Annotated in this window: 20 protein-coding genes; 10 read left to right on the forward strand and 10 right to left on the reverse strand. The window is 54.2% G+C overall.

The features are described 5' to 3' along the window. Positions 1 to 192 precede the first annotated feature (192 nt). The 4 genes from serC to gyrA form a co-directional block, all read right to left on the reverse strand. Positions 193 to 1,278 (reverse strand): 3-phosphoserine/phosphohydroxythreonine transaminase, encoded by a 1,086-nt coding sequence (gene serC, locus CSQ89_RS13045; protein ID WP_099406586.1) that lies wholly within the window; start codon positions 1,276 to 1,278, stop codon positions 193 to 195. Between the two features lie 94 nt (positions 1,279 to 1,372). After that, entirely contained in the window at positions 1,373 to 1,807 is a 435-nt protein-coding gene (locus CSQ89_RS13050; RefSeq protein ID WP_099406587.1) for a PaaI family thioesterase, read from the reverse strand. A gap of 1 nt (position 1,808) precedes the next feature. Then, a complete protein-coding gene (locus CSQ89_RS13055) occupies positions 1,809 to 2,285 on the reverse strand; it encodes a PaaI family thioesterase (protein ID WP_099406588.1) in 477 nt (158 codons plus the stop codon). Positions 2,286 to 2,473: 188 nt separating this feature from the next. Continuing rightward, positions 2,474 to 5,095, reverse strand: coding sequence for a DNA gyrase subunit A (gene gyrA / locus CSQ89_RS13060; RefSeq protein WP_099406589.1), 2,622 nt, complete (start codon positions 5,093 to 5,095; stop codon positions 2,474 to 2,476). A 191-nt stretch (positions 5,096 to 5,286) separates the two neighbouring features. On the opposite strand from gyrA, the gene CSQ89_RS13065 reads away from it, so the two are divergent. The 4 genes from CSQ89_RS13065 (at position 5,287) to serS (ending at position 9,501) form a co-directional block, all read left to right on the forward strand. Beyond that, positions 5,287 to 5,979: an OmpA family protein gene (locus CSQ89_RS13065; RefSeq protein WP_099406590.1), complete on the forward strand. Its 693-nt coding sequence runs from the start codon at positions 5,287 to 5,289 to the stop codon at positions 5,977 to 5,979. Positions 5,980 to 6,105: 126 nt separating this feature from the next. After that, positions 6,106 to 6,705, forward strand: coding sequence for an outer membrane lipoprotein chaperone LolA (gene lolA / locus CSQ89_RS13070; RefSeq protein ID WP_099406591.1), 600 nt, complete (start codon positions 6,106 to 6,108; stop codon positions 6,703 to 6,705). A gap of 96 nt (positions 6,706 to 6,801) precedes the next feature. Beyond that, a complete protein-coding gene (locus CSQ89_RS13075; protein WP_099406592.1) occupies positions 6,802 to 8,118 on the forward strand; it encodes a replication-associated recombination protein A in 1,317 nt (438 codons plus the stop codon). Between the two features lie 102 nt (positions 8,119 to 8,220). Beyond that, positions 8,221 to 9,501, forward strand: coding sequence for a serine--tRNA ligase (serS, locus tag CSQ89_RS13080; protein ID WP_099406593.1), 1,281 nt, complete (start codon positions 8,221 to 8,223; stop codon positions 9,499 to 9,501). 91 nt (positions 9,502 to 9,592) lie between these two features. On the opposite strand, the gene CSQ89_RS13085 is transcribed toward serS, so the two are convergent. The 3 genes from CSQ89_RS13085 to CSQ89_RS13095 form a co-directional block, all read right to left on the reverse strand. Then, a complete protein-coding gene (locus CSQ89_RS13085; protein WP_186293391.1) occupies positions 9,593 to 9,796 on the reverse strand; it encodes a DUF3460 family protein in 204 nt (67 codons plus the stop codon). A 111-nt stretch (positions 9,797 to 9,907) separates the two neighbouring features. Next, on the reverse strand, positions 9,908 to 11,089 hold the full coding sequence (locus tag CSQ89_RS13090) for an acetyl-CoA C-acetyltransferase (RefSeq protein ID WP_099406594.1): 1,182 nt from the start codon (positions 11,087 to 11,089) through the stop codon (positions 9,908 to 9,910). Between the two features lie 123 nt (positions 11,090 to 11,212). Further along, a complete protein-coding gene (locus tag CSQ89_RS13095) occupies positions 11,213 to 12,958 on the reverse strand; it encodes a PHA/PHB synthase family protein (RefSeq protein ID WP_199065510.1) in 1,746 nt (581 codons plus the stop codon). A gap of 319 nt (positions 12,959 to 13,277) precedes the next feature. Between CSQ89_RS13095 and CSQ89_RS13100 the strand changes: the two genes are divergently transcribed. The 3 genes from CSQ89_RS13100 (at position 13,278) to bfr (ending at position 15,274) form a co-directional block, all read left to right on the forward strand. Next, positions 13,278 to 14,336 (forward strand): D-alanyl-D-alanine carboxypeptidase family protein, encoded by a 1,059-nt coding sequence (locus CSQ89_RS13100; RefSeq protein ID WP_099406595.1) that lies wholly within the window; start codon positions 13,278 to 13,280, stop codon positions 14,334 to 14,336. Between the two features lie 137 nt (positions 14,337 to 14,473). Continuing rightward, positions 14,474 to 14,686 carry a (2Fe-2S)-binding protein gene (locus CSQ89_RS13105; RefSeq protein WP_099406596.1) on the forward strand — a complete coding sequence of 71 codons (213 nt, stop codon included), beginning with the start codon at positions 14,474 to 14,476 and terminating at the stop codon, positions 14,684 to 14,686. Positions 14,687 to 14,794: 108 nt separating this feature from the next. Further along, positions 14,795 to 15,274, forward strand: a complete 480-nt coding sequence (gene bfr, locus CSQ89_RS13110) for a bacterioferritin (RefSeq protein WP_099406597.1) — start codon at positions 14,795 to 14,797, stop codon at positions 15,272 to 15,274. A gap of 70 nt (positions 15,275 to 15,344) precedes the next feature. Here bfr and CSQ89_RS13115 read toward each other — a convergent pair whose 3' ends face one another. The 3 genes from CSQ89_RS13115 to CSQ89_RS13125 form a co-directional block, all read right to left on the reverse strand. Further along, positions 15,345 to 16,388 carry an ABC transporter ATP-binding protein gene (locus CSQ89_RS13115; protein WP_308418150.1) on the reverse strand — a complete coding sequence of 348 codons (1,044 nt, stop codon included), beginning with the start codon at positions 16,386 to 16,388 and terminating at the stop codon, positions 15,345 to 15,347. Continuing rightward, entirely contained in the window at positions 16,385 to 18,049 is a 1,665-nt protein-coding gene (locus CSQ89_RS13120) for an ABC transporter permease (RefSeq protein ID WP_099406598.1), read from the reverse strand. The genes CSQ89_RS13115 and CSQ89_RS13120 overlap by 4 nt, the downstream gene beginning before the upstream one ends. 104 nt (positions 18,050 to 18,153) lie before the next feature. Beyond that, positions 18,154 to 19,146, reverse strand: coding sequence for a Fe(3+) ABC transporter substrate-binding protein (locus tag CSQ89_RS13125; protein ID WP_099406599.1), 993 nt, complete (start codon positions 19,144 to 19,146; stop codon positions 18,154 to 18,156). A gap of 163 nt (positions 19,147 to 19,309) precedes the next feature. On the opposite strand from CSQ89_RS13125, the gene CSQ89_RS13130 reads away from it, so the two are divergent. From CSQ89_RS13130 to CSQ89_RS13140, 3 genes are all read left to right on the forward strand, one after another. Then, positions 19,310 to 20,302 (forward strand): recombination-associated protein RdgC, encoded by a 993-nt coding sequence (locus CSQ89_RS13130; RefSeq protein WP_158228992.1) that lies wholly within the window; start codon positions 19,310 to 19,312, stop codon positions 20,300 to 20,302. 264 nt (positions 20,303 to 20,566) lie between these two features. Continuing rightward, positions 20,567 to 21,472, forward strand: coding sequence for a hydroxymethylglutaryl-CoA lyase (locus tag CSQ89_RS13135; RefSeq protein ID WP_099406601.1), 906 nt, complete (start codon positions 20,567 to 20,569; stop codon positions 21,470 to 21,472). Between the two features lie 322 nt (positions 21,473 to 21,794). Continuing rightward, positions 21,795 to 23,474 carry an acid phosphatase gene (locus CSQ89_RS13140; protein WP_099406602.1) on the forward strand — a complete coding sequence of 560 codons (1,680 nt, stop codon included), beginning with the start codon at positions 21,795 to 21,797 and terminating at the stop codon, positions 23,472 to 23,474. Positions 23,475 to 23,782: the final 308 nt, after the last annotated feature.

A 23,782-nucleotide genomic window follows, 5' to 3' on the forward strand; every position in this document is an offset into this window, starting at 1 on the left:
CGAAACCGGGCGATGTGCTTCAATTGGAGGCAGATTGACCTCAACTGCTCCAACCGCCCGGTGCGGACCCGCATGCCGGGTGGTGTGGCAGGGGTCGGCCAGAACATCTGGTCGCCCCTATGCCGATGTTCCAGTTCAAACATCATTTGAGCCGAGCACCTTCGGCGCTTGCCAACCCCCACCAGCAAAGGTTCAACCGTGGTTGCGGGCAAAATCCTGCATAAAGCCCGTCAACGCTTTCACACCCTCCAAGGGCATGGCGTTATAGATACTTGCCCGCATTCCACCTGTCACTCGGTGACCCTTGATCTGTAACAGATTGCGCGCGCTGGCCTGCTTGATGAAGTCTTCATCAAGGCGCACATCATTGAGCTTGAACGGCACATTCATGCGGGAACGAAAGGCTTTCTCTACAGGGCAATTATAGAAGTCGTCTGATGTATCGATGGTTTCATAGAGCAATGCCGCTTTTTCAATATTGCGCTGCTCAATCGCCTTCAGGCCACCTTGGCGCTGTATCCATTTGAATACCAAACCCGCCACGTAGATAGCAAAGGTGGGGGGCGTGTTGTACATGGAATCACCTTCCGCCTGGATCTTGTAATCAAACATGGTAGGCGTACCGGGCAGGGTCTGGCCCAGCAGGTCCTCCCGTACGATGACTATGGTCAAGCCAGCCGGGCCGATATTCTTCTGGGCACCACCATAGATCAGACCAAATTTGCTGACATCCACCGGCCGCGACAGGAAATTGGATGACATGTCGCAGACCAAAGGCGTATCGCCGGTGCTTGGCACATAAGGGAATTCCACGCCGCCCAGCGTCTCATTAGACGTGTAATGCACATAGGCGGCATTAGGATTGAGCTGCCAATCCGCTTCTGCGGGCACATACGTGTAGGCCCGGTCCTCGCCACTGGCCGCCACCTGCACCTCACCAAACTTGCGTGCTTCTTTCATCGCCAGCTTGGACCAGTGACCCGTTTCGATAAAATCAATGTGCTTGCGGCCACGTAGCAGATTCATTGGCACCATGGCGAATTGGGTAGTCGCCCCACCCTGCAGGAACAAAACACGATAGTTACCTGGAATACCCATCACAGAACGTAAGTCTTCTTCAGCCTCAGCAGCAATTTGCATGAATTCACGACCACGATGACTCATTTCCATCACCGACATGCCGCTACCATGCCAATCCAGCAGCTCTTGCTGTACTTCCAGCAGGACTTCCTTGGGCAAAACAGCCGGGCCAGCGCTGAAATTGAAGACTGGGGTCATGTGCGCTCCAAAGCGTAGAGACAGTATTTTGACAGGACAACCAGGGCAAAGTTTGGCTGCCTGGGCACTCTATTTTCGCCTTCACCTATTCAATTCAAGAAAGCAGAAAATGTGCACGCGCCACAGCAATCGGCTTACGCTCATCTTCTTGCCATGCAGTCATACGTACATTGGCTACCCGCTTACCCTGCTTGGTGATATCGCACCGTGCATACAGGCTTTGCGCTTTGCCCGAACGTAGAAAATCGAGCGAAAAGTCGATGGTGCGCGGCACATCATTGGACTCTCGCGCCCATACCAGATGCAACAACGCGGCATTTTCCAGAAAGCCGCCAATCGCACCACCATGTAGCGCTGGCAGGTGGACATTCCCAATATTGTGATCGCTGAAAGGCAACTCAAAGATAGGCTGCCCCTCACTGTCCTCCCGCATCACCACGCCCAATAGCTTGGCGTACGGAATCTGATCAATCACATCGTCGTAGTTGCCTGACTCCTTGGCAGCTTGTAGAGACTCTAATTGCACCATCTCAAGCTCCCTGCTTCGAACCAAGCTGTGCCTGGCTGGATTCGCGCATAAATGTCGCTACCCCATGGGCGATGGGCTGGTCGTTGCCTTCCTGATAAGCCGTTGCGCGCGTAAAGGCAATCTGCCGCCCCAGGCGATAGCATTCGGCCGTGCAATACACAGGCTGGCCAGGTGTAGCGCCACGGAGATAATCAATACGCAGGTCGAGCGTCGCAATCGCCTCTCGCTCTTCCAACATCGAGAAAACGGCCAACGCACTAGTGGTATCAATCAGGGAGGTCATCACCCCACCATTGAGTACCCCTGTACGTGGATTGCCGACCAGGGCAGTGTTGTAAGGTAACCGTAGGGTGGCGCGACTGCGCTCTCCATTTACAAACTCAAGACCCATCGTAGCCGAGTGGGGTATCTGGCAAAACCAGCGCGCCACGTCGTTGAACAATGCCGGATTGAGTACCGGCAAGGGTAAATTCTGCATCTCAGCGTTTCTCCGGGCAGCCCTTTCAGGCAACCCTAGGAACCCATTCAGCATCTACAACCGCACGCTTTATAAAGCAAGGCGCTACACAAAACCCGCGCATACCTAGTATGTATGCGAGGATTTTGAACAGCACACAAGCTCAAATTAAAGTAAGTGCAATAAATATTGAATGGGCTCTGTCAAAATCAGGCTCCTTCGGCGGTACCTTCCTCGCCAGCTGCATCGCCCAACTCCTCCACGCCGTCCAGCTCTTCTATTTCTTCTTCATCTGTATCCGCCACCTTGACGATACCCGACAAGGTTTCGCCAGCATCCAGGTTGATAAGCCGCACTCCCTGGGCGCTACGACCGGTTTCCCGTACTTCCTTCACCGTAGTACGAATTAGCACACCGCCTGTCGTAATCAGCATTAGGCCATCAATTTCCGTGACCAGACTCGCTGCGACCAAATTGAAACCGGTCTTTTCGGTGAGCTCCATAGCAATCACACCTTGGGTACCACGGCTGGTATGACGGAATTCTGCAATCTGGGTGCGCTTGCCATACCCACCATCGCTAGCGGTAAGCACTTGCCAATCCTCTGAATCGGCCACCAGGAGGGAAATCACATCATGGCCTTCAGCCAGCGTCATACCACGCACACCACGGGTATCACGCCCCATCGGACGAACATCGTTTTCATCGAAACGCACTGCCTTGCCGCCAGAGGAGAACAACATGACCTGATGATTACCCGAGGTAATCGCCACACCAACCAGCTGGTCGCCTTCATCGAGCGCGACAGCAATAATGCCAAGCTTGCGCGGGTTGGAGAATGCCGACAACGGCGTTTTCTTTACCGTGCCACGCTGGGTGGCCATGAAGACAAAATGGTCATCCGTAAAGGCCTTCACCGGCAGAATGGCGTTGATCCGCTCACCTTCCTGCAAAGGCAGCAGGTTGACGATAGGACGGCCACGTGAAGCCCGGCCACCCTGCGGTACTTCGTAGACCTTCATCCAGTAAACCCGGCCGAGCGACGAGAAGCACAGCACATAGTCGTGCGTGTTGGCGACAAACAAATTGTCGATAAAGTCATCGTCCTTCGTCGCCGTTGCTTGCTTACCACGACCGCCTCGTTTCTGGGCACGATACTCATCCAGTGGCTGGGCCTTCATGTAACCCGTATGCGAAAGGGTCACGACCATTTCCTGCGGGGTGATCAGGTCTTCCAGACTGATGTCTTCACCAAATGGCACGATCTCAGACTTGCGGCCATCGCCAAACTGGATTTTCAACTCGTTCAGTTCGGTAACAATGATTTCGGTAATACGTTCAGAGCGGGCCAGGATGTCGAGCAAATCAACAATCTTGTCCATGATTTCGCGATATTCAGCCTCAAGTTTGTCTTGTTCCAGGCCGGTCAAACGTTGCAAACGCATGTCCAGAATGGCTTGAGCCTGAGCATCCGACAAACGGTAGCCATTGGTTTTGAGGCCAAACTCTGTCGCCAGCCATTCCGGCCGTGCCTGATGGCTGGCAACCCGGTTCAGCAGCTCTTCAACCAGCGTCGAACGCCACTCGCGCGACATCAAGGCCACTTTGGCCTCGGGTGGCGTCGCCGCCGCCTTGATCAGCGCGATGACCTCATCGACGTTGGATAGCGCAACCGCCAAGCCCTCCAAGGTATGCGCCCGGTCTCGCGCCTTTTTCAGCTCGAACACAGTACGGCGCGTCACCACTTCGCGGCGGTGACGCAAGAAGGCTTCAAGGATCTGCTTGAGATTGAGAAGGCGAGGTTGGCCGTCGACCAATGCCACCATATTCATGCCAAAGCTAGACTGCAGCTCGGTTTGCTTATAGAGGTGGTTCAATACGACTTCAGGCAATTCGCTGCGCTTCAGCTCGATATAAATGCGCATACCCGACTTGTCGGACTCGTCGCGCAGGTCGGCAATGCCTTCGATCTGCTTATTCCGAACCAGATCGGCAATTTTTTCGATCAGGATCTTTTTGTTGACCTGATAAGGCAGCTCATCAACGATGATGGCCTGCTTATCACGGCTGACTTCTTCTATATGGGTGCGGGCCCGCATCACAACCCGGCCACGGCCGGTGCGGTAGCCTTCGCGCACGCCGGCAATACCGTAAATAATACCGGCCGTAGGGAAGTCCGGCGCCGGGATCAAGTCTATCAGCTCGTCAATACTCAACTCGCTGTTGGCCAGCAGGGCAAGTGCACCATTGATAACCTCCCCCAGATTATGCGGGGGGATATTGGTCGCCATGCCGACCGCGATACCTGTCGATCCGTTGACCAGCAGATTGGGCAACTTGGTCGGCAAGACTGAAGGTTCCAACTCTTTGCCATCGTAGTTGGGAACAAAGTCAACCGTCTCTTTGTCGATATCCGCCATGAGTTCGACGGAAATTTTCTCCATTCGGCACTCGGTATAACGCATGGCGGCAGCGTTATCGCCATCGATAGAGCCGAAATTACCTTGCCCATCGACCAATGTGTAGCGCAACGAAAAATCCTGCGCCATACGCACAAGTGTGTCATATATGGCACTATCGCCGTGTGGGTGGTACTTACCCATCACATCGCCGACGATGCGAGCACACTTCACATAGGGCCTGTTCCAGACATTATTGGCCTCTTGCATGGCAAACAAAACCCGGCGGTGCACAGGCTTCAACCCATCACGGACGTCCGGCAGTGCACGCCCCACGATTACGCTCATTGCATAGTCGAGATAGGAGCGACGCATTTCCTCTTCCAAGCTAACCGGAATCGTCTCTTTGGCAAATTGTTGTAAATCGGTCATTTTTTACCGTCTAGGCAGGCGAATTAAGCAAAAATTTTACCACGTGGCAACCCATGGCTCCAATTCAGGCGCAATTATCATATTCTCCTAATTGCGGCGCGCTGAAAGCGTCAAGTAAACTCGGCCCCGATGTGGCAATGGCAACAACTTGTTAAAACCAGATTCCTATCTCTACCCAACGGAGAGTAACTATGCATCATAAGATGAAACGCACCTTGGTTCAGTCTGCAGTATTGGCTGTTCTGGGCTTCTCGGCTGTCACCGCATCCGCTGCGAACGACGGCTACGCCACCGATACCCGCGCCCCGGCTGTTCGCAGTGGCTTTGGCCTATGCTGGCACACCAGTTCCTTCACGAAGGACAAGGCTACGGAAGAGTGCGATCCTGACTTGGTGCCGAAGAAAGCTGCGCCCCTGCCCACGCCAGTGGTTGTCGACACCCCGACACCCGTGCCACCGGTAAGGCTGGCTACACCGAAGAAGTTGGAAACCCTGACTTTGAATGCCGCAGCGTTATTCGACTTCGGCAAGAGTTCGCTGAAGAAGGAAGGCGTAGACGCACTGAACGCTGTTGCCGGTGTGTTGTTGGAACGTAAATATGACCCAGCCAAGACCAAAATCGAAGTCGAAGGCCACACCGACCGCATCGGTAAGGCTGCCGCCAACAAGAAGCTGTCTGAAGAGCGCGCTGCTGCTGCTCGTCAGCAATTGGTCAGCAAGGGTGTACCTGCCGACATGATCACCTCCAAGGGTATGGGCTCCGAAACCCCAGTCACCCAGCCGGCTGATTGCAAGAAAGTGGCAAAGAACCGCAAGAAATTGGTGGCTTGTTACGCACCAGACCGTCGCGTAGAAGTACAGATTTACGCAACAGTCGAGCAGTAAACCGCTGTTTGCCGCACCCAAAGCCCCGCCCCGTGCGGGGCTTTGTTGTTCTGATGCATTCAGAGGGCATTCAGTCCTGCATGCTAGACTCTCCTTCCCCGCTACCACCTCATCTGCTGTCGACAAATGCGCTATCTACTGTTACTTGCACTCAGCCTGCCCAGCTTCGCAGGCGGCCTTGAGCAGCTCAATAACTTCCTTGAGCAAACAAAGGGTTTTACGGCCGAATTCCAACAGACGGTTACCCAGAAGGCAGGCAAACAACAGCAAGCCAGCGGTACCATGGCGATTCTTCGCCCAGGCCGTTTCGACTGGCTCTACACCAAGCCGTATGAACAACGCGTGGTAGGCGACGGCAAACAATTATGGATTTACGACCCGGACCTGAATCAGGTAACCAACAAGCAGTTGGACCGTGCGCTCGGCGATAGCCCAGCAGCCCTGCTGGCAGGCAGCAATAACCTGGACAAGACCTACACGCTGGCTGACGCTGGAAAACGTGATGGGCTGGAGTGGGTGGAAGCAACACCCAAGAACCGCGACACAGGTTTTGAGCGGGTCCGCATTGGCTTCAAGGATGCACAGCCGATTGCCATGGAACTGGCCGATAGTTTTGGTCAGACCACACAGATTCGCTTTAGCAAAGTGGTTCGGAACCCCAAGCTTGATGCCGAACGCTTTCACTTTACCCCGCCCAAAGGTGCTGATGTCGTCTCTGCAGACTGATTTTGCTGGTTAAATTAGGTGCCATTGCGCTTTGCAAAACTGCCGCACGGTGCTTCCATCCTTTAAACTGACAACCTGTTCTGTTGTCTGATTACCATGCCCGACTTGTTCAAAGTAGAACCCATCCCACCACTTGCCGAAGCCCTACGACCCAGGAGCCTTGAAGAAGTGATCGGGCAAAGTCATTTGCTTGGTAACGGCAAGCCTTTGCAGCTGGCCTTCCAGTCGGGCAAGCCGCACTCGATGATTCTTTGGGGCCCGCCCGGCGTAGGCAAAACGACACTAGCCCGTTTGACCGCCAGCGCCTTCGAATGCCGGTTTATTGCGCTTTCCGCGGTGTTTTCAGGCGTGAAGGATATTCGTGCAGCCATGGATCAAGCCGAGCAATATCTGGCGCAAGGCCGCCATACCATATTGTTTGTGGACGAAATCCATCGCTTCAACAAGTCACAGCAAGATGCGTTGCTTCCCTACACAGAATCCGGGCTCGTGACCTTTATTGGCGCTACGACCGAGAATCCATCGTTCGAGGTCAACTCTGCCCTGTTGTCGCGCGCGCAAGTATATGTATTGAAATCGCTGACCGATGATGAATTGAAGCAATTGTTGGCACGCGCACGTGCAACCGTCCTAGCGCATCTTGAATTCGACGAAGCCGCCATCGATACGCTGGTAGGTTATGCCGATGGCGATGCACGGCGTTTCCTCAATCTGCTGGAGCAGACCAATACCGCCGCCCAAGCTGCCAAGACCAGCAAGATTGACGCGGACTTGATCCAGAATGCGTTGAGTCTGAACGCCCGGCGCTTTGACAAGGGTGGTGACAATTTCTACGACCAGATTTCAGCCCTGCACAAATCAGTACGCGGTTCCAACCCCGATGCAGCGTTGTATTGGCTATGCCGGATGCTGGACGGCGGCGCAGATGCCCGTTATCTGGCACGGCGCATTGTGCGCATGGCCTGGGAAGATATCGGCCTGGCCGATCCTCGCGCGATGCAGATCGCCAACCATGCAGCCACTACTTACGAGCGGCTGGGGTCCCCTGAGGGCGAGCTGGCGCTGGGCCAGGCCGTCATCTATCTGGCCATTGCCGCCAAGAGTAACGCCGGCTACACGGCCTACAACCAGGCACGGGCATTTGTAAAACAGGATAAATCGCGCGAAGTACCGGTGCATCTGCGCAACGCGCCCACCAAGCTGATGAAGGAACTCGGTTACGGCCACGCGTACCGCTACGCCCACGACGAACCCCATGCCTATGCCGCCGGTGAAACCTACCTGCCCGAAGGCATGGCCGCCCCCCATTGGTACGAGCCAGTCCCACGCGGATTGGAAGCTAAGATTGGTGAAAAAATGACCTTTCTGCGCCAACTCGACGAAACTGCCCGATCTCGCAAGGACAGTGATTAGCTAAGCTAGGTTTGGCTTGCACTGTCCGCTATCACATCGGCCGGTTAAAATCGGTCCAGTCCACTATTTCCTGCATACCCATTCAACAAGAACAGGTTCGCCATGTTAGATATTCAACAACTCCGCAACGACCTGGATGGTGTTGCTGCCCTCTTGGCCACGCGTGGCTTTAGCCTCGATACCACGACCTTCGCTGCGCTGGAAAACGAACGCAAAGCACTGCAAACCCGTACGCAAGACCTACAAGCTGAACGCAATGCCAAGTCCAAAGCCATTGGCCAGGCTAAAGCCAAAGGAGAAGACGTCGCCCCCATCATGGCCAGCGTCGCCCACCTGGGTGATGAACTGAAAACCTGCGAAGCCAACTTGGCGGCGCTGCAGGACAAGCTCAACGAGCTATTGCTCAATATCCCCAACCTGCCCCATGAATCAGTGCCCGTTGGCAAGGATGAAAGCGACAACGTAGAACTGCATCGCTGGGGCACCCCGCGCACCTTTGATTTCGACATCAAGGATCATGTTGACGTTGGCACACCACTTGGCCTCGATTTCGAGACCGGTGCCAAGCTTTCCGGCGCTCGCTTTACGGTACTGAAGGGCCAGATTGCCAAACTGCATCGTGCACTCGCCCAGTTCATGCTCGATACCCAGACCAACGAGCATGGCTATACCGAGTGCTATACGCCTTATATCGTCAACCCAGAGGTGTTGTTCGGCACCGGGCAATTGCCTAAATTCGGCGACGATATGTTCCGCGTCGAACGTGGTGGCGAAGATGGTCAGACCCAATACCTGATCTCGACCTCGGAGATTTCGTTGACCAATACGGTGCGTGACAGCCTGCTCAAGGCCGAAGAGTTGCCAATCCGGTTGACTGCCCACTCGCCTTGTTTCCGCTCGGAAGCCGGCAGTTATGGCCGCGACACGCGGGGCATGATTCGCCAGCATCAGTTCGACAAGGTGGAAATGGTGCAGATCGTCGCACCCGACCAAAGCTTCGCCGCTTTGGAAGCGATGCGTCAACATGCCGAGAATGTGCTGCAAAAGCTGGTCTTGCCCTATCGCGTCGTCACTCTGTGCACGGGCGACATGGGCTTCTCCGCCGTGAAGACCTACGATCTGGAAGTCTGGCTACCGGCACAGAACACCTATCGCGAAATCAGCTCGGTATCCAATTGCGAAGCCTTCCAAGCGCGCCGTATGCAAACGCGGGTCAAGAATGACGCTGGTAAGAATGAATTGGTGCATACGCTGAATGGTTCTGGTCTGGCTGTGGGCCGCACCCTCGTGGCGGTGCTGGAAAATTACCAGAATGCCGATGGTTCAGTGACAGTGCCCGAAGTGCTACGGCCCTATATGGGGGGATTGGAAAAGCTGGGCTAAGAACCTGTTCAGAATCTAAAGCCTATTGTGTTGAGTCGACCAATAAAAAAGCGACCTTGAGGCCGCTTTTTTGTTTACCCAACCTCAAGCCCTACTCAGGCTGATAAACATAGGCTTTCTGTTGCACACTGCCGGCTTCCGTTTCCTTCTGCAAACCACGGTCGATCTGCTTGTCCCACAGTAAAGCCCGGCCTTCAATCTGGCCTTTTGCTACTTCTGGGTTCTTGTCGAGGAATTCACGCAAGAACTGCGTGGTTTCGGAAACATAAGTCGTATCTTTGAACAGCAAGGCCATGATCGCAACTCCAGCAAAAGTCAGGATGTAATTATACGCTCCGCCATCATGCTGTATGAGTGAGATACAGAAAGAAAAAGCCGGGCATCAAACCCGGCTTTATCAGAAGGCCTAGACTCGTTCAACGCAAAGCGCTACACCCATGCCGCCGCCAATACACAGAGTTGCCAAGCCCTTCTTAGCGTCACGGCGGGCCATTTCGTGCAACAAGGTGACCAAAACCCGGGCACCCGATGCGCCAATAGGGTGGCCCAATGCAATCGCACCGCCGTTTACATTCACCTTGTTCCAATCCCACTTCAGTTCACGCGCCACACCCAATGCTTGGGCGGCAAAAGCTTCGTTGGCTTCAATCAGATCAATCTGGTCCAGAGTCCAACCCGCCCGCACCAAGGCGCGCTGTGTTGCAGGCACCGGACCCATGCCCATGATGCTGGGGTCCACGCCACTAGAGGCATAGCCGGCAATACGGGCCAATGGCTTCAATCCCAGCTCTTTCGCTTTCTTGGCGCTCATCAACATCACGGCTGCAGCGCCATCATTAAGGCCAGACGCGTTACCCGCCGTGACGGTGCCCTCCTTGTTAAAGGCGGCACGCAGTTTTTGCAGGGCGTCCATGGTGGTGCCAGCTTTGATGTATTCATCAGTCGCAAACACCACGGGGTCGCCTTTGCGCTGTGGAATCATGACCGGAACAATTTCACCAGCAAACTTGCCTGCAACTTGCGCTGCCTCAGCTTTGTTTTGGGAAGCCAACGCCAGCTCATCCTGCTCTTGCCGGCTAATCCCATATTTGGCAGCAATGTTCTCCGCCGTAACACCCATATGGTAGTTGTTGTACACATCGGTCAGCCCATCAGCCACCATGCTGTCGACCAAGGTGCCGTTGCCCATGCGGATACCATCACGGCTATTCATCAATAGGTGCGGGGCCAGTGACATGTTCTCCTGGCCGCCTGCAATCACGATATCCGCGTCACCCGCCAGAATCGATTGCACGCCAAGATGCGTTGCCTTCAAACCAGAACCGCACACCTGATTGATCGTCAGCGCCGGTACGGTAACCGGAATGCCTGCCTTGATTGAGGCTTGACGGGCCGGGTTCTGACCCAAACCTGCCTGCAAAACATTGCCAAGGATAACCTCGTCGATTTGATCAGGTGCGACACCTGTCTTTTCCAGCAATGCCTTGATAACGGTAGCACCCAGTTCTGGCGCAGAAACCTTGGCCAAGCTGCCGCCAAAGGAACCAATGGCAGTACGCTGCGCAGCAACAATAACGACTTCGGACATAATGATTACTCCTGCAAGGGTGGTGAGGATCGCGCTTGGGTCACTTGAAATTATTATAGTGCCGGGCGTGATTCGCTTTACTTCACCCCGCTTTCGCGAGGTGGATAGGTAGTTACACTGGCCTCAGTCTAAACCGACTTTGGCTTTTACGTAGGTACCCGGCGCGGGTTCGATGACTTTATGCTTGGCATTGCCAGCCTTTTTTGGGGCGGCACGCATCTGTCCCGACTTGGGAATCAACCAGTTGTCCCAATCCTGCCACCAGCTACCAGGCCGGCTTTCGGCGCCTTCCAACCAGTCATTTGCATTCACCGGAAATGCTTCATTCACCCAATAGTTGCGTTTGCCAGGGCCCACCGGGTTGATCGACCCGGCAATATGACCGGAAGCCCCTAAGGCAAACCGAAGCTGCTTGCTGCCAAGTAGTTGGGTACCGCGATAAGCGGACTGCCACGGTACAATATGGTCTTCACGGGCAGCGAAGATATAGATGGGCCAATCGTACTCGCTCACATCAACCGGCACGCCACACACCTGCATAGCGCCGGGTTTGGCCAGATTATTCTCCAAATACATATTGCGCAGGAAAAACGTATGCATCGGCAACGGCAGGTTGGCTGAGTCATTGTTCCAGTAGAGCAGGTCAAACGGCGGCGGGGTCCTGCCTTTCAAGTAATTGTTGACGACGTAGTTCCAAATCAGGTCGTTGGCACGCAACATTGAGAAGGCACGCGCCAGCTCCTTGCCGCTGACCACACCACCTTCGAGCAATTTTGCCTCGCGTGCGCACACCAGATTCTCGTCAACAAACTGCCGGAGCTCGCCCGGGTCGGTATGGTCAATCAGCGAAGTCATGAACGTCACGCTTTCAAACCAATCAAGCTTTCGCGCCTTCATCACAGCCAGGGCGGTAGCCAATAACACCCCGCCAATGCAAAAACCCAGCACATTGATCTTGTCCTGCCTACCGATCTCGCGCACCACTTCAGCCGCTTTGATGACGCCACTTTCGACGTAATCATCCCAACTCAGCTTGCCTAGCTCGGGCGTGATGCTGCGCCAGGACACCATGAAAACGGTGTACCCCTGAGCAACAAAATGACGCACCATGGAATTTTCCGGCTGCAAATCCATGAGGTAATACTTGTTTACCGCCGGCGGGATAAACAACAACGGCCGCTCGTAAACCTTCTCCGTCGTCGGCGTGTACTGGATCAGTTGAAATAGCTCGCTCTGAAACACCACATTGCCGGGTGTGATAGCGAGGTTCTCACCTACCACAAACTTGGATTCATCGGTTAACGAAATATGGCCTTTTGCCATATCTTCCGATAACTTGCGCATCCCTTCAGCCAAGCTCTCGCCCTTGCTATCCAAGGCCAGTCTGATGACTTCGGGATTGGTCAAAGCAAAATTGGCTGGCGACATCGCATCGATAAAGTGCTGGGTATAAAACCCTACCTTTTCACGCGTGGGCTCGTCCATCGGCACACCGTCTACCAGCTCGTTCAGCCACTTCGCGCTTAACAGATAATGCTGTTTGATGTATTCAAACAGTGGGTATTGGCCCCATTCCGGCGCGGCAAAGCGACGGTCACCCTTGGTCGGAGTTTGGTTTGGCTTGTCCTGGGCACCCAATAAACCCGCCCACAAATTCATCTGCTGCTGGTAATAACTGCTTTGCATACCCAACAAATGCTGGGTATTACCTATCAGACCCTGCATGAATTGATCCAAGGTTGCCGAAGAATCCCCCTGCGCAGCCGGTTGCATACCGGATACAAAACTCTCGAAGAGTCTACGATTGGTTTCCGTGAGTGACTGCATGAATTCATCGAACTGGGATGTTTCGGTGCTGGACTGGCTCAATGCTACCTCCATCTATTGTTCACTGCGGACTCGGAAGATGATTTGCTGCGTCGCAACAATTTAATTGCGTGGGCATTTTAGACACGGCACCAGCCCCTACACAAGCCCAGTCAAATGCTTTATTGCCAAGCAGGAATCAACAATTAAATACAAGCATTACATAATATTTTTGTCATTTAATAATCTAAGTGCTTAAAAGGCAAACAGTAATTTAAATGGAATATAAAAAAGCCTTTGCTTATCCGATGATTTTCATGGAAATTTCTACATTGCCGTTGTATTATTTTTATATTATTCGTCACTGACTAAGAGGCGCAGCATGCTGTCCAGTTTATCCGCGCTTCTCAGTGCTTTCCTTGTCTTCAGTCTGGTTATTCTGCCACTGCATGCTGAGGCGGCTAAACCTGCCAAAAAAGCCCATAGTAGCCAAGGCAAGACGAAAAAGTCCGCTGCCCACCCGACAAGCAAACAGACGGCAACGCATTCAAAACGCAGTAAATCCACCCTCATCAATAAACAACGAAGAGTAAAAGTTGCAAGACTTGCAACGGTACCGCAGCGCCCAAGCAAGGCGCGCTTTGCCCGTGTTTCTACTTTGCCCTCCACGTTGGACGAGCTTTCTCTCTTCTCGAGCGCCGCTTTGGTGGTAAACGCCTCGTCTGGCGAACGCATATTTGAAAAAAATGCACGCAGCGTGGCGCCTATAGCATCGATCACCAAACTGATGACGGCAATCGTTACATTGGATATGCAGCTTCCACTGCATGAGACCATCACCATCACCGACGCAGATGTCGATACGCTGAAGAATTCCAGTTCACGCCTTCTGGTCGGCACCACGCTTACCCGTGGCGAAATCATGCATTTGGCGTTGATGTCGTCGGAAAACCGTGCCGCCCATGCATTGGCACGCACCTCTCCTGGCGGCACGGCGGCGTTTGTTGCACGCATGAATCGCACTGCTCAATCGTTGGGCATGCAAAAAACTCGTTTTGAAGATCCAACCGGCCTTACCAGCGCAAACGTTTCTACCGCAGATGATCTGATACGTTTGGTTCAAGCAGCAAACCACTATCCAGAGATCCGTGGCTATTCAACCAGTGAGGAATACAGCTTTATCTCGTCGGTCAACGGCCGTGAGTACCACTTCAACAATACCAACCCCTTGGTGAAGAACAGTACATGGCAGATTGGCATCTCAAAGACTGGCTATATCTCCGAGGCCGGTAAATGCTTGGTAATGCAAGCCATCATCAACGATACTCCGGTGGTAATCGTGCTGCTCGACTCGGCTGGCAGACAAACACGGATTGGTGATGCCAATCGGATCAAACGTTGGCTGGAATCCAGCCCCAATGCCATTCTACGGGCCGGCTAGGACCGTTCAATCTAATCAAGTAGACACCCGCGGTTGCGGGTGTTTTTCTTTATGGCCCAAGTTGTTAGCAAATTCTACTTGCATAACATAATGGGAATTCATATCATTCAAAAAGTATTCTCATCACTAAAACCATCATGTACGTTTGCATTTGCAACGCAGTGACCGACAAGCAGATTCTCCGTGCCGTTGAACATGGCTGCGACTCAATGCGCGACCTACGCATAGAGTTGGGTGTCGCAGGTTGTTGTGGAAAATGTGCACCGGATGCACGTGCGCTATTGCTTGAAAGTAAGCGCCAGCAAATGAACGCCAGCCGAGGAAACTGTATCGTACTCATGCCCGCCTGATTATCCCCCTCCGAAATTCCTGCTTGCCGCTTTACCCCAGCTTGCCTAAGCTTAGGGGTGTAGAGCGGCTATGCCGCTTTTTGCGCTTGAATTTGCTAGGAGGCCATCATGAAGGGCGACAAAAAGGTCATTGCATATCTGAATGCAGTGTTGAAAAACGAACTGACTGCCATCAATCAATACTTCCTGCACGCCAGGATGTTCAAGAACTGGGGCTTCAAAGAACTCAACGAGCACGAGTATCACGAGTCCATCGACGAGATGAAGCATGCCGACAAGCTGATTGAACGCATCTTGTTCTTGGAAGGCCTACCCAATCTGCAAGAGCTCGGAAGGATTTACATCGGTGAAGATGTAAAGGAAGCGCTGCAATGCGACCTCAAACTGGAGCTGGAAGGGCTGACACCGTTGAAGGAAGGCATTGCCTACTGCGAGAAGGTGCAGGATTACGTAACCCGCGACCTTTTCAAATATATCCTGACCAGCGAAGAAGAGCATATCGATTGGCTGGAAACCAACCTTGGCTTGATCGAGCAAATCGGCTATCAGAACTACCTGCAATCACAGCTGGGCAGTAGCGAAGACTAAGCCGCCCTTCTATCAGAAAGTCAAAAGCCACCAAGATAACGGTGGCTTTTGTATTTTCTAGCCAGGAAACTCAGCTGAATGCAATCAGATGATCGATTTCCAAACGAATACCAATAGACTCACCAATAGCATGATCATGGTGGCTCGGCACCAGACTCAACAAGGTTGCCCCAGAGGGCAGCGCCAGCGTGTAGAGAAATTGTGCCCCGCGGAACGCCTTTTTCACTACCCTTGCCTTCAAGGTGCTGTCATCGTCATGCAGGATATCGTCCGGGCGCAGCAGCACTTGTACAGCTTGCCCTGGTAGGCTCTCCACGGTTGATGGGCAGGCACGCCGCCCCAGCTCGAACTCCAGTTCACCCGGTGCGATCACCGTCGCAGGCAAGAAGGCTCCCTCGCCAACAAAGTCGGCCACAAAACGGTCCGCCGGTTCATGATAAAGCGCATAGGCGCTATCCCATTGGCGCAGCTGACCCCCTTCCATCACGCCAATTCGATCCGCCAGCGCAAATGCTTCGTGCTGGTCATGGGTAACCAACAAGGCCGTCATACCACGCGCCTTGAGAATATCGCGCACCTCTTGTGACAGGCGTTCGCGCAACTCCACATCCAAATTCGAAAAGGGCTCGTCGAGCAACAATAACCGTGGCGAAGGCGCGAGTGCCCGGGCCAATGCCACCCGTTGTTGCTGGCCGCCGGAAAGCACATGGGTGTAATCATCGGCATGCCCAGCCAGGCCAACCACTTCCAATAGCTCCATTACCTTGGCGCGGTGGTTGCGCCGATCCAAACCTTGCAGACCAAAACCAACGTTCCCCGCCACCGTAAGATGAGGGAACAGTGCGTAATCCTGAAACACCATGCCGATGCCACGCAGCTGCGCTGGCCACTGCTGCTGTAAACTGGCAATCTCATCGTCATTAAGGCGAATACAGCCAGCTTGAATCGACTCAAAGCCTGCAATCGCACGCAGTGCTGTTGTCTTACCGCAGCCTGAGGGGCCAAGCAGGCAACCGATCTCGCCTGCCGCCAGGGTAAAGGACAAATGACGAAGCACGACCTTCTGGCCATAAGCCATCTCAACCTGATCCAGAACCAGCTGTGCTTCACTCACGTGTGCTTCTCCGTATGCCAAGCCAACAGGATGACGGGGATCAACCCTGCCAAGACAATCGCCACAGCGGGCAAGGCAGCCATTTCCCACTGCCCCTCGCTGGTCATCTCAAATACCCGCACCGACAGTGTGTCCCAGCCAAATGGCCGGGTCATCAAGGTAATGGGCATTTCTTTCATCACATCCACAAACACCATCAACGCTGCAGTAAGCAAACCACCTCGCAACATGGGCAGATGGATACGCCGCAATACTGCCCGACGACCCAACCCCATTGAAGCTGCCGCTTCTTCCTGGCTGGCCGTAATGCGCTGCATGGCGGACTGGGTAGGCTCGAAAGCCACCGCCAGAAAGCGTGCGACATAAGCCAGCAACATTACCGCCAATGTGCCTTTGATCAGTTGCGTAGGCTCTCCCCAACCTAATGCATGCACCCACTCAACGAGCCGGTTATCCAACCAAGCGATAGGGATGAAAACACCGACTGCCAACACCGTACCGGGTATGGCATAGCCAATCGTCGCCAGCCGCGCAACAACCCGACTCGCTAGGCTGGTACGACGCCGTACTGCATACGCCAAACCCAGAGCCAGCAACACGACCAGCAAAGCCGCACCAGCAGAAAGTAGTAATGAGCGCCCGATAAAACCGAAATAGCGTAAATCCAGTTGATCGACCGCTACCGACTGCGCCCACCACAACAACTGTGCCAAAGGAATCAAAAAGGCCAAGGCCAGCACAAATAAACACACCATTGCAGCAAGCGCACCACGCGCGCCCCGCAGCCGTTCCCGTCGACCGTGCGCCAACCTACCCGACGCCGTATAGCGTTTGTCACCGCGCACATGCTGTTCCATCAGCGCCAGCACAAATACCATCAGCACCAACAAAGACGCCAATTGTGAAGCAGCCGTCAGATTGAACAAGCTGAACCAGGCTTTATAAATAGCAGTCGTAAATGTATCGTAATTGAACGTAGCCACCGTACCAAAATCAGCCAGACATTCCATCAACGCCAAGGTGACACCTCCCACCAGCCACGGCCTGGCCATCGGCAGCGCTACCCGCCAGAACCCTTGCCGCCGGCTGAGCCCCAGCGAGGCTGCCGCCTCTAGGGCACGTCGCCCCTGGGTTTGGAAAGCGTTGCGCGCCAGCAGGTATACATAGGGATACAACGCCAAGGTCAGCGTCAAAATCACCCCTCCGCGCGATCGTATGGGTGGCACCCAATGTGAATTGCCCCACATTTCACGTATCAACGTCTGCACAGGGCCAGTGAAGTCGTACAAACCGATTTGCACAAAGGCCAGCACATAAGCCGGCATGGCCAAGGGCAATGCCAATGCCCAGGAAAAATACTTGCGACCGGGAAAGTCGTAGATAGCCGTGAGCCAAGCCAACGATACACCCAATGCCAGCGTAGCCAATCCAACACCTGCCACCAGCCAGACCGTATTCACCAACAGACCGGGAAGGACAAATTCAGTGAGGTGCGCCCAGATATCGGCTTGTGGTTGCAGCAGGCTGGCCAGCACCACCGCCAAAGGCAACAAGGTAATGGCGGCAATCAGCCAAGCCAGCACGTTCTCGTCCCAACCGCGACGCAAGCCAAGCAGGATGGGCCGCAAAGGGAGGGTAGAAGTCTCAATTTGAGCGCTCATATCACTAACAAGGCCAACGGCCGCTAAGCGGCCGTTGGCATGAAAACAATCGGAACTTACGACCGACCAAAATCCAGCCGGCAACTAAAGCTTAGTGTATTGATTTAACGATATCCGGCCCGGTCCATCAATTTAACTGCGGTGGTCTGCAACTCCCCAGCTTTGGCAACATTGATGTAGTCGTGCTTGAAATCACCCCATGCTGCAACCTTGGGGTCCGGCTTCACCTTGGGGTTGACAGGGTATTCCATGTTGACATCAGCGTACAGATTCTGGGCCTTTTCACTCGACAACCATTCCAGCAGCTTGATCGCGCCCTTCTCATTTTTAGCGTAGCGGGTCACCCCGGCGCCAGAAATGTTCACATGCACCCCATTGGTCTTTTGATTCGGCCAGAATACCGCCAATGGCAATTTGGCGTTCTTATCGATCAGCCGCCCGAAATAATAGGTGTTGGCGATACCGACATCACATTGCCCCGCGGCAATCGCTTTCAGCATCATGGTGTCATCCGCAAACGGGTCGGTCGCCAGATTGGCCACCCAACCACGCACAATCTGCTCGGTTTTGGGCTCGCCCAGGCGGGCGATCATAGTACCAACCAAGGACTGGTTATAAACCTTCTTCGAAGTACGCAGACATAGCTTTCCCTTCCACTTGGGGTCGGCCAAATCCTCGTATGTCGATAGCTGCGATGGTTTCACCTGCTCGGTATTGTAGAACATCGTGCGGGCACGCACCGATAAACCAAACCACTCGCCCTGTGGGTCGCGTAGATGAGCCGGCACATTGGCTTCCAGCACAGTGGACTTAATCGGCTTGAGCAGCCCCAGCTGCTGAGCCTGCCAGAGGTTGCCAGCATCCACCGTTAGCAGAATATCCGCCGGTGTATTCGCCCCTTCAGCCTTCAGCCGTTCCATCAAGGGGCCTTCTTTATCGGTGACAAACCTCACTTGCACGCCCGTTTCCTTGGTGTAGGCATCCAGCAGTGGCTTGATCAACGACTCGATCCGAGCCGAATACAAGGTCACTTCTTCGGCCATGGCCGGCACAGTCGCGGCAAGGGCTGCGACCATTAACAAGGGGAAAAACTTCATTGGGTAAAACTCCAGGAACAGGGGAAATGCGACAGATGCATTTAGTATCTCATAATGAGAATTCCTATCAAGCCGACTCATGCATGCCCCGATAGTTCAAACGAAAAATTCCGCCGGAATGCACTACAATCCGCGACCAAGTCTTATCGCAGGAAGTCACCTTATGTGGTTCAAGAATCTACAACTTTATCGCATTACGGATTTGAGCAAGCTCAACCCCAACCAACTGGATGCCGAACTGCAAAAGCGTGCTTTCATCCCCGCTGCAAGCAATGAAAGAATGGCCGCAGGCTGGATTCCGCCAGGTAGCCATGCGCCTGATATCTTCGCTTACGCCAATTCGGGCGCGATGCTGATTGCGCTGAAGACTGAAGAGAAACTGCTCCCTGCCAGTGTGGTCAAGGAAATGGCAGAAGAGCGCATTGCCGACATCCAAGACAAAGAATTGCGCAAGATCGGGAAGAAGGAAGCCAAGGAAATCCGCGAGCGCATCGCCGATGAACTGATGCCCCGTGCTTTCAGTCGTTCCCATGTACTGCGCGCGATCATCGACTTCGAAGCCGGCTGGATCTGGGTCGATACCGCATCCTCATCCAAAGCTGAACTCTTAACCCAATTGCTGCGAGAAACGCTGGGCAGCCTGCCTACCAAGCTGGTGCAAACCCAGCTGGACCCCGTTACCGCAATGAGTACCTGGCTGGAACACGATGCACCGCCCAATTTCACACTGGATGCGGATTGCACGTTGAAAGCCCCGGGCGATAGCGGCGCCCAAGTGACGTGCCGTCGACACGATCTAAGCTCAGACGAAGTCAAACTACATCTGAAAAGCGGCAAGATGGTCACGCAACTGGCATTAAGCTGGGATGACCGCCTGTCCTTCGTGCTGAACGAAAAACTACAGATCAAGCGCCTCGCTTTCCTGGACCTGCTGGAAGACAAAATCAAGGATGCCGACGCCGAAGATGCCGCAGCGATGTACGACACCACCCTGACGTTGCTGGTTCAGGAAGGTCGTAGTCTCGTTAATGCAGTGATAGACGCACTGGGCGGTGAGCTCGGTGAGAGCGCCATGGGTTCAACAGCAGTGCCGATAGCGGCCCCTCCCCCAGCAGCGAAACCTGCACAAGCCAGTGTTGTAGACGTACCCTGGTAACCCTCAAAGCCAGCCTAAGAACCTGTCTAAAGTCTGCTGCGCGTCAGCAATACGGCGTTGAAAACACCCTCGGAATGCTCATTTACCAATCGTAAACTGCGCTTCCTCGGCTGTTTTCGCCTTGTCTTGCCTTGGCTCGCGAGACTTTAAACAGATTCCAAGCCGGCTTTTTTGCGCCCACTTGTTCCGTTAACGCAAATGGCACTATTAAACTGGGGCAGCATTCGCTCCCAACCCATTGCATTTGCAGCAGGAGACTCACCCGTGACATTTCCTCAACGTGTCAAGATTGTCGAAGTCGGCCCGCGCGACGGCCTGCAAAATGAAAAAGCCTCAGTGTCAACGCAAGCCAAGCTGGCCTTTATCGACCAGCTGGCCGATGCAGGACTCAGCGTAGTCGAAGTGACTGCCTTCGTCTCACCCAAATGGGTGCCGCAAATGGCCGACCATAATGAAGTGATGCAAGGCCTGAAACGCCGCCCTGGCGTGCGCTACCCCGTATTGGTGCCCAATATGCAAGGCTACGCGGCCGCGAGGGCGGTCGGTGCCGATGAAATCGCTGTCTTCGCCGCCGCATCGGAAGCCTTCTCACAAAAGAACATCAATTGCAGCATTGATGAAAGCCTGGCGCGTTTTGCGCCCGTAATGGCTGCAGCCAAACAAGATGGCGTGGCCGTGCGCGGCTATGTGTCCTGTGTGCTAGGCTGCCCCTACCAAGGCGACGTACCCATTGCGGACGTCGTACGCGTTGCCAAGGCGTTGTACGACATAGGCTGCTATGAAGTCTCGTTAGGCGACACCATCGGCACAGGCACGCCTACCAAAGCCCGCGCGATGCTGACTGCCGTGGCCAGCGTGGTGCCCATGGCGCAGCTCGCCGTCCATTTCCACGACACTTGGGGACAGGCACTGGCCAACCTCTATGCCGTGCTGGAACTGGGTGTGGCCACTATCGACAGCTCGGCTGCGGGACTGGGTGGCTGCCCCTACGCCAAGGGCGCCAGTGGCAATGTCGCCACAGAAGATGTGGTGTACCTCTTGAATGGGATGGGCATTGAAACAGGTGTCGACCTGGAAAAGCTGTCTGCTGCCGGCCGCTTTATCACCGCTCAACTGGGCAAGGCTGTCGCATCAAAAGCTGCAGTGGCGCTAGCGGCCCGTAATCAATAAGTCAGATTGGCGTCCGGAAGATTGGTTAGCAGACCAAATTGAAGTGGAAGCCAGCGGAACGCTATCACACAATTTTTGGGTGTAGCACTCTGAATAAGACAGGAATCCTGTCGGAAGCCCCAGGTGTAATAACTTGACACCAATCTGTCATAATTCAGCGCTGCAGCAATACTCTCCAAATCTGTTGGTAGGCTGCTATTAGTCCGACATTACACAACTCGCAGGCTTACACCATCTCCTAACAAATATTCCAAAATCGGGGTCCGTAGTACGCCTGTACACAGGCTCTCAGCCCCCACTCTCTCAAACGCAGGCCAATTCAATGAATGACAACAAGAACAAGCCCGCCGATATGGCGGCAGAGACAACGTTCGACCCAAGCCGACGTAAATTACTCCAAGGGCTGGCCACCATCAGCCTGGGTGGTGCTTTGCCTACTAGTGCAGCCCAACGCAATGCACCAACCCCCAGCAAACCTAAGCCCGGCCATGCCTTGAATCGCGACGAAGCACTAAAGCAAAATATCAAGACCGTCGTGGTCATCTATCTGGAAAACCGTAGCTTCAATAACCTGTTTGGCAATTTCCCCGGTGTGGCCAGTCCGATGTCGGCACTGCCCCCAGAGCGCTATCGCCAAATCGACCGCAACGGACAACCGTTTACCCAACTACCCAAAGTTTGGGGCGGCATGGTGCAACGCCGCCAGCAAATCGGCGGCGAAAGCTATCTTATCGCTGAAGACGAAATCCAGAATCTGCCGAATGCCCCCTTCCGCCTGAACGACACCAAGGGCAAACCGCTACCCACTTCCGTCATCACACGCGATCTATGGCATCTGTTTTATCAAAACCAGATGCAAATCAATGAGGGCAAGAACGACCAGTTCGTCGCTTGGGGCAATAGCGGTAGTCTGGTAATGGGCAACTATGGTGAAGCAGGGCCCCGTCTCAATCTGTGGCGTATTGCGCGCGAATACACGTTGTGCGACAACTTTTTCATGGGCGCATTTGGCGGCTCCTACCTCAACCATCAATACCTGATCGCCTGCCGCCCCGGTATATACCCCGATGCCGGCAATAGCCCAGCCAAGGACAAGATTGCTGTAGTTGAAGGCGCACCTGATAGCCCACGCCTCAAGGTATCGGACAAGTCTCCCGCTTCGGCCATGGATGGTGCGCCAAAATTCGTACGGGATGGCGCTATCACCCCAGACGGCTATATCGTCAATACGCTGGCGCCAGCGTACCAACCTAGCTGGGTCAAGCCTGCACACGAGGGTGACCCTAACTTGGCAGATCCGGCAGACAGCATGACGCAGCCAGCGCAAACCTACGCCACGATTGGCGATTTGCTATCGGCAAAAAATGTCAGCTGGGCTTGGTATGGGGGAGGATGGGGTGCTGCGCTTGAAGGCCGTGGCGGACCAAATCAGCCCAACTTCCAGGCGCATCATCAGCCATTCAATTATTTCAAGGCCTATGCACCCGGGACAGACGCACGCCAACAACATTTGCGCGATGGGGGCCTCGGAGACAGTCCACGTGACAACCACTTTATTGCGGATGCATTGGCCGGCAAATTGCCCGCAGTGACCTTCTACAAGCCTCAGGGAAACCTCAATCTACATGCGGGCTATTCCGATATCGAATCGGGCGACCAACACATCAGCAATATCATCAGCCACCTGCAAAATAGTCCACAGTGGCAAAACATGATGGTTGTCATCACCTTTGATGAAAACGGTGGCTGGTGGGACCATGTCAGCCCCCCCAAAGGAGACCGTTGGGGGCCCGGCTCACGTATTCCGGCGCTGGTCATTTCGCCGTATGCAAAAAAGGGGTATGTCGATCATAGCTACTACGACACCTCCTCGATTGCCCGCCTGATTACGCGCTTGCATGGTTTGCCGGAACTCGAAGGCATCTCGCTACGCAACGAAGCATTCAAGGCCAATGGCGGGACACCACCAGGCGATCTGCTCAATTGCCTGGACTTTGGCTGATCGCACCATCAGCTTCTGTACCACATACCTAAGAACCTGTCTAAAGGCTGCAACACGTCGGCAATATGGCATTGAAAACGTCTTCGGAATGCTCATTTACCCTGTGTAAACGTCGCTTTCTCGGCTGTTTCCGCCTTATCCTGCCTTAGCTCTCGAGGCATTAGACAAGTTCCAAGGCAAAAATCGGCATAGGGGCGGCTAGATTACCTGGCTGACCCCTGCCACACCACCCGGCATGCGGGTCCGCACCGGGCGGTTCGAGAAGTTGAGGTTAGGCGAGTCTTGGAACTCCCAGGCGATCGAAATAG

The sequence above is a fragment of the Chitinimonas sp. BJB300 genome (genome assembly GCF_002735695.1).
GTDB lineage: Bacteria > Pseudomonadota > Gammaproteobacteria > Burkholderiales > Chitinimonadaceae > Chitinimonas.

What these genes read in the sequence shown, in the direction of transcription:
- serC (WP_099406586.1), bottom strand. Translation starts at nt 1,278, where the DNA reads ATGACCCCAGTCTTCAATTTCAGCGCTGGCCCGGCTGTTTTGCCCAAG.
- CSQ89_RS13050 (WP_099406587.1), bottom strand. Translation starts at nt 1,807, where the DNA reads ATGGTGCAATTAGAGTCTCTACAAGCTGCCAAGGAGTCAGGCAACTAC.
- CSQ89_RS13055 (WP_099406588.1), bottom strand. Translation starts at nt 2,285, where the DNA reads ATGCAGAATTTACCCTTGCCGGTACTCAATCCGGCATTGTTCAACGAC.
- gyrA (WP_099406589.1), bottom strand. Translation starts at nt 5,095, where the DNA reads ATGACCGATTTACAACAATTTGCCAAAGAGACGATTCCGGTTAGCTTG.
- CSQ89_RS13065 (WP_099406590.1), top strand. Translation starts at nt 5,287, where the DNA reads ATGCATCATAAGATGAAACGCACCTTGGTTCAGTCTGCAGTATTGGCT.
- lolA (WP_099406591.1), top strand. Translation starts at nt 6,106, where the DNA reads ATGCGCTATCTACTGTTACTTGCACTCAGCCTGCCCAGCTTCGCAGGC.
- CSQ89_RS13075 (WP_099406592.1), top strand. Translation starts at nt 6,802, where the DNA reads ATGCCCGACTTGTTCAAAGTAGAACCCATCCCACCACTTGCCGAAGCC.
- serS (WP_099406593.1), top strand. Translation starts at nt 8,221, where the DNA reads ATGTTAGATATTCAACAACTCCGCAACGACCTGGATGGTGTTGCTGCC.
- CSQ89_RS13085 (WP_186293391.1), bottom strand. Translation starts at nt 9,796, where the DNA reads ATGGCCTTGCTGTTCAAAGATACGACTTATGTTTCCGAAACCACGCAG.
- CSQ89_RS13090 (WP_099406594.1), bottom strand. Translation starts at nt 11,089, where the DNA reads ATGTCCGAAGTCGTTATTGTTGCTGCGCAGCGTACTGCCATTGGTTCC.
- CSQ89_RS13100 (WP_099406595.1), top strand. Translation starts at nt 13,278, where the DNA reads ATGCTGTCCAGTTTATCCGCGCTTCTCAGTGCTTTCCTTGTCTTCAGT.
- CSQ89_RS13105 (WP_099406596.1), top strand. Translation starts at nt 14,474, where the DNA reads ATGTACGTTTGCATTTGCAACGCAGTGACCGACAAGCAGATTCTCCGT.
- bfr (WP_099406597.1), top strand. Translation starts at nt 14,795, where the DNA reads ATGAAGGGCGACAAAAAGGTCATTGCATATCTGAATGCAGTGTTGAAA.
- CSQ89_RS13120 (WP_099406598.1), bottom strand. Translation starts at nt 18,049, where the DNA reads ATGAGCGCTCAAATTGAGACTTCTACCCTCCCTTTGCGGCCCATCCTG.
- CSQ89_RS13125 (WP_099406599.1), bottom strand. Translation starts at nt 19,146, where the DNA reads ATGAAGTTTTTCCCCTTGTTAATGGTCGCAGCCCTTGCCGCGACTGTG.
- CSQ89_RS13130 (WP_158228992.1), top strand. Translation starts at nt 19,310, where the DNA reads ATGTGGTTCAAGAATCTACAACTTTATCGCATTACGGATTTGAGCAAG.
- CSQ89_RS13140 (WP_099406602.1), top strand. Translation starts at nt 21,795, where the DNA reads ATGAATGACAACAAGAACAAGCCCGCCGATATGGCGGCAGAGACAACG.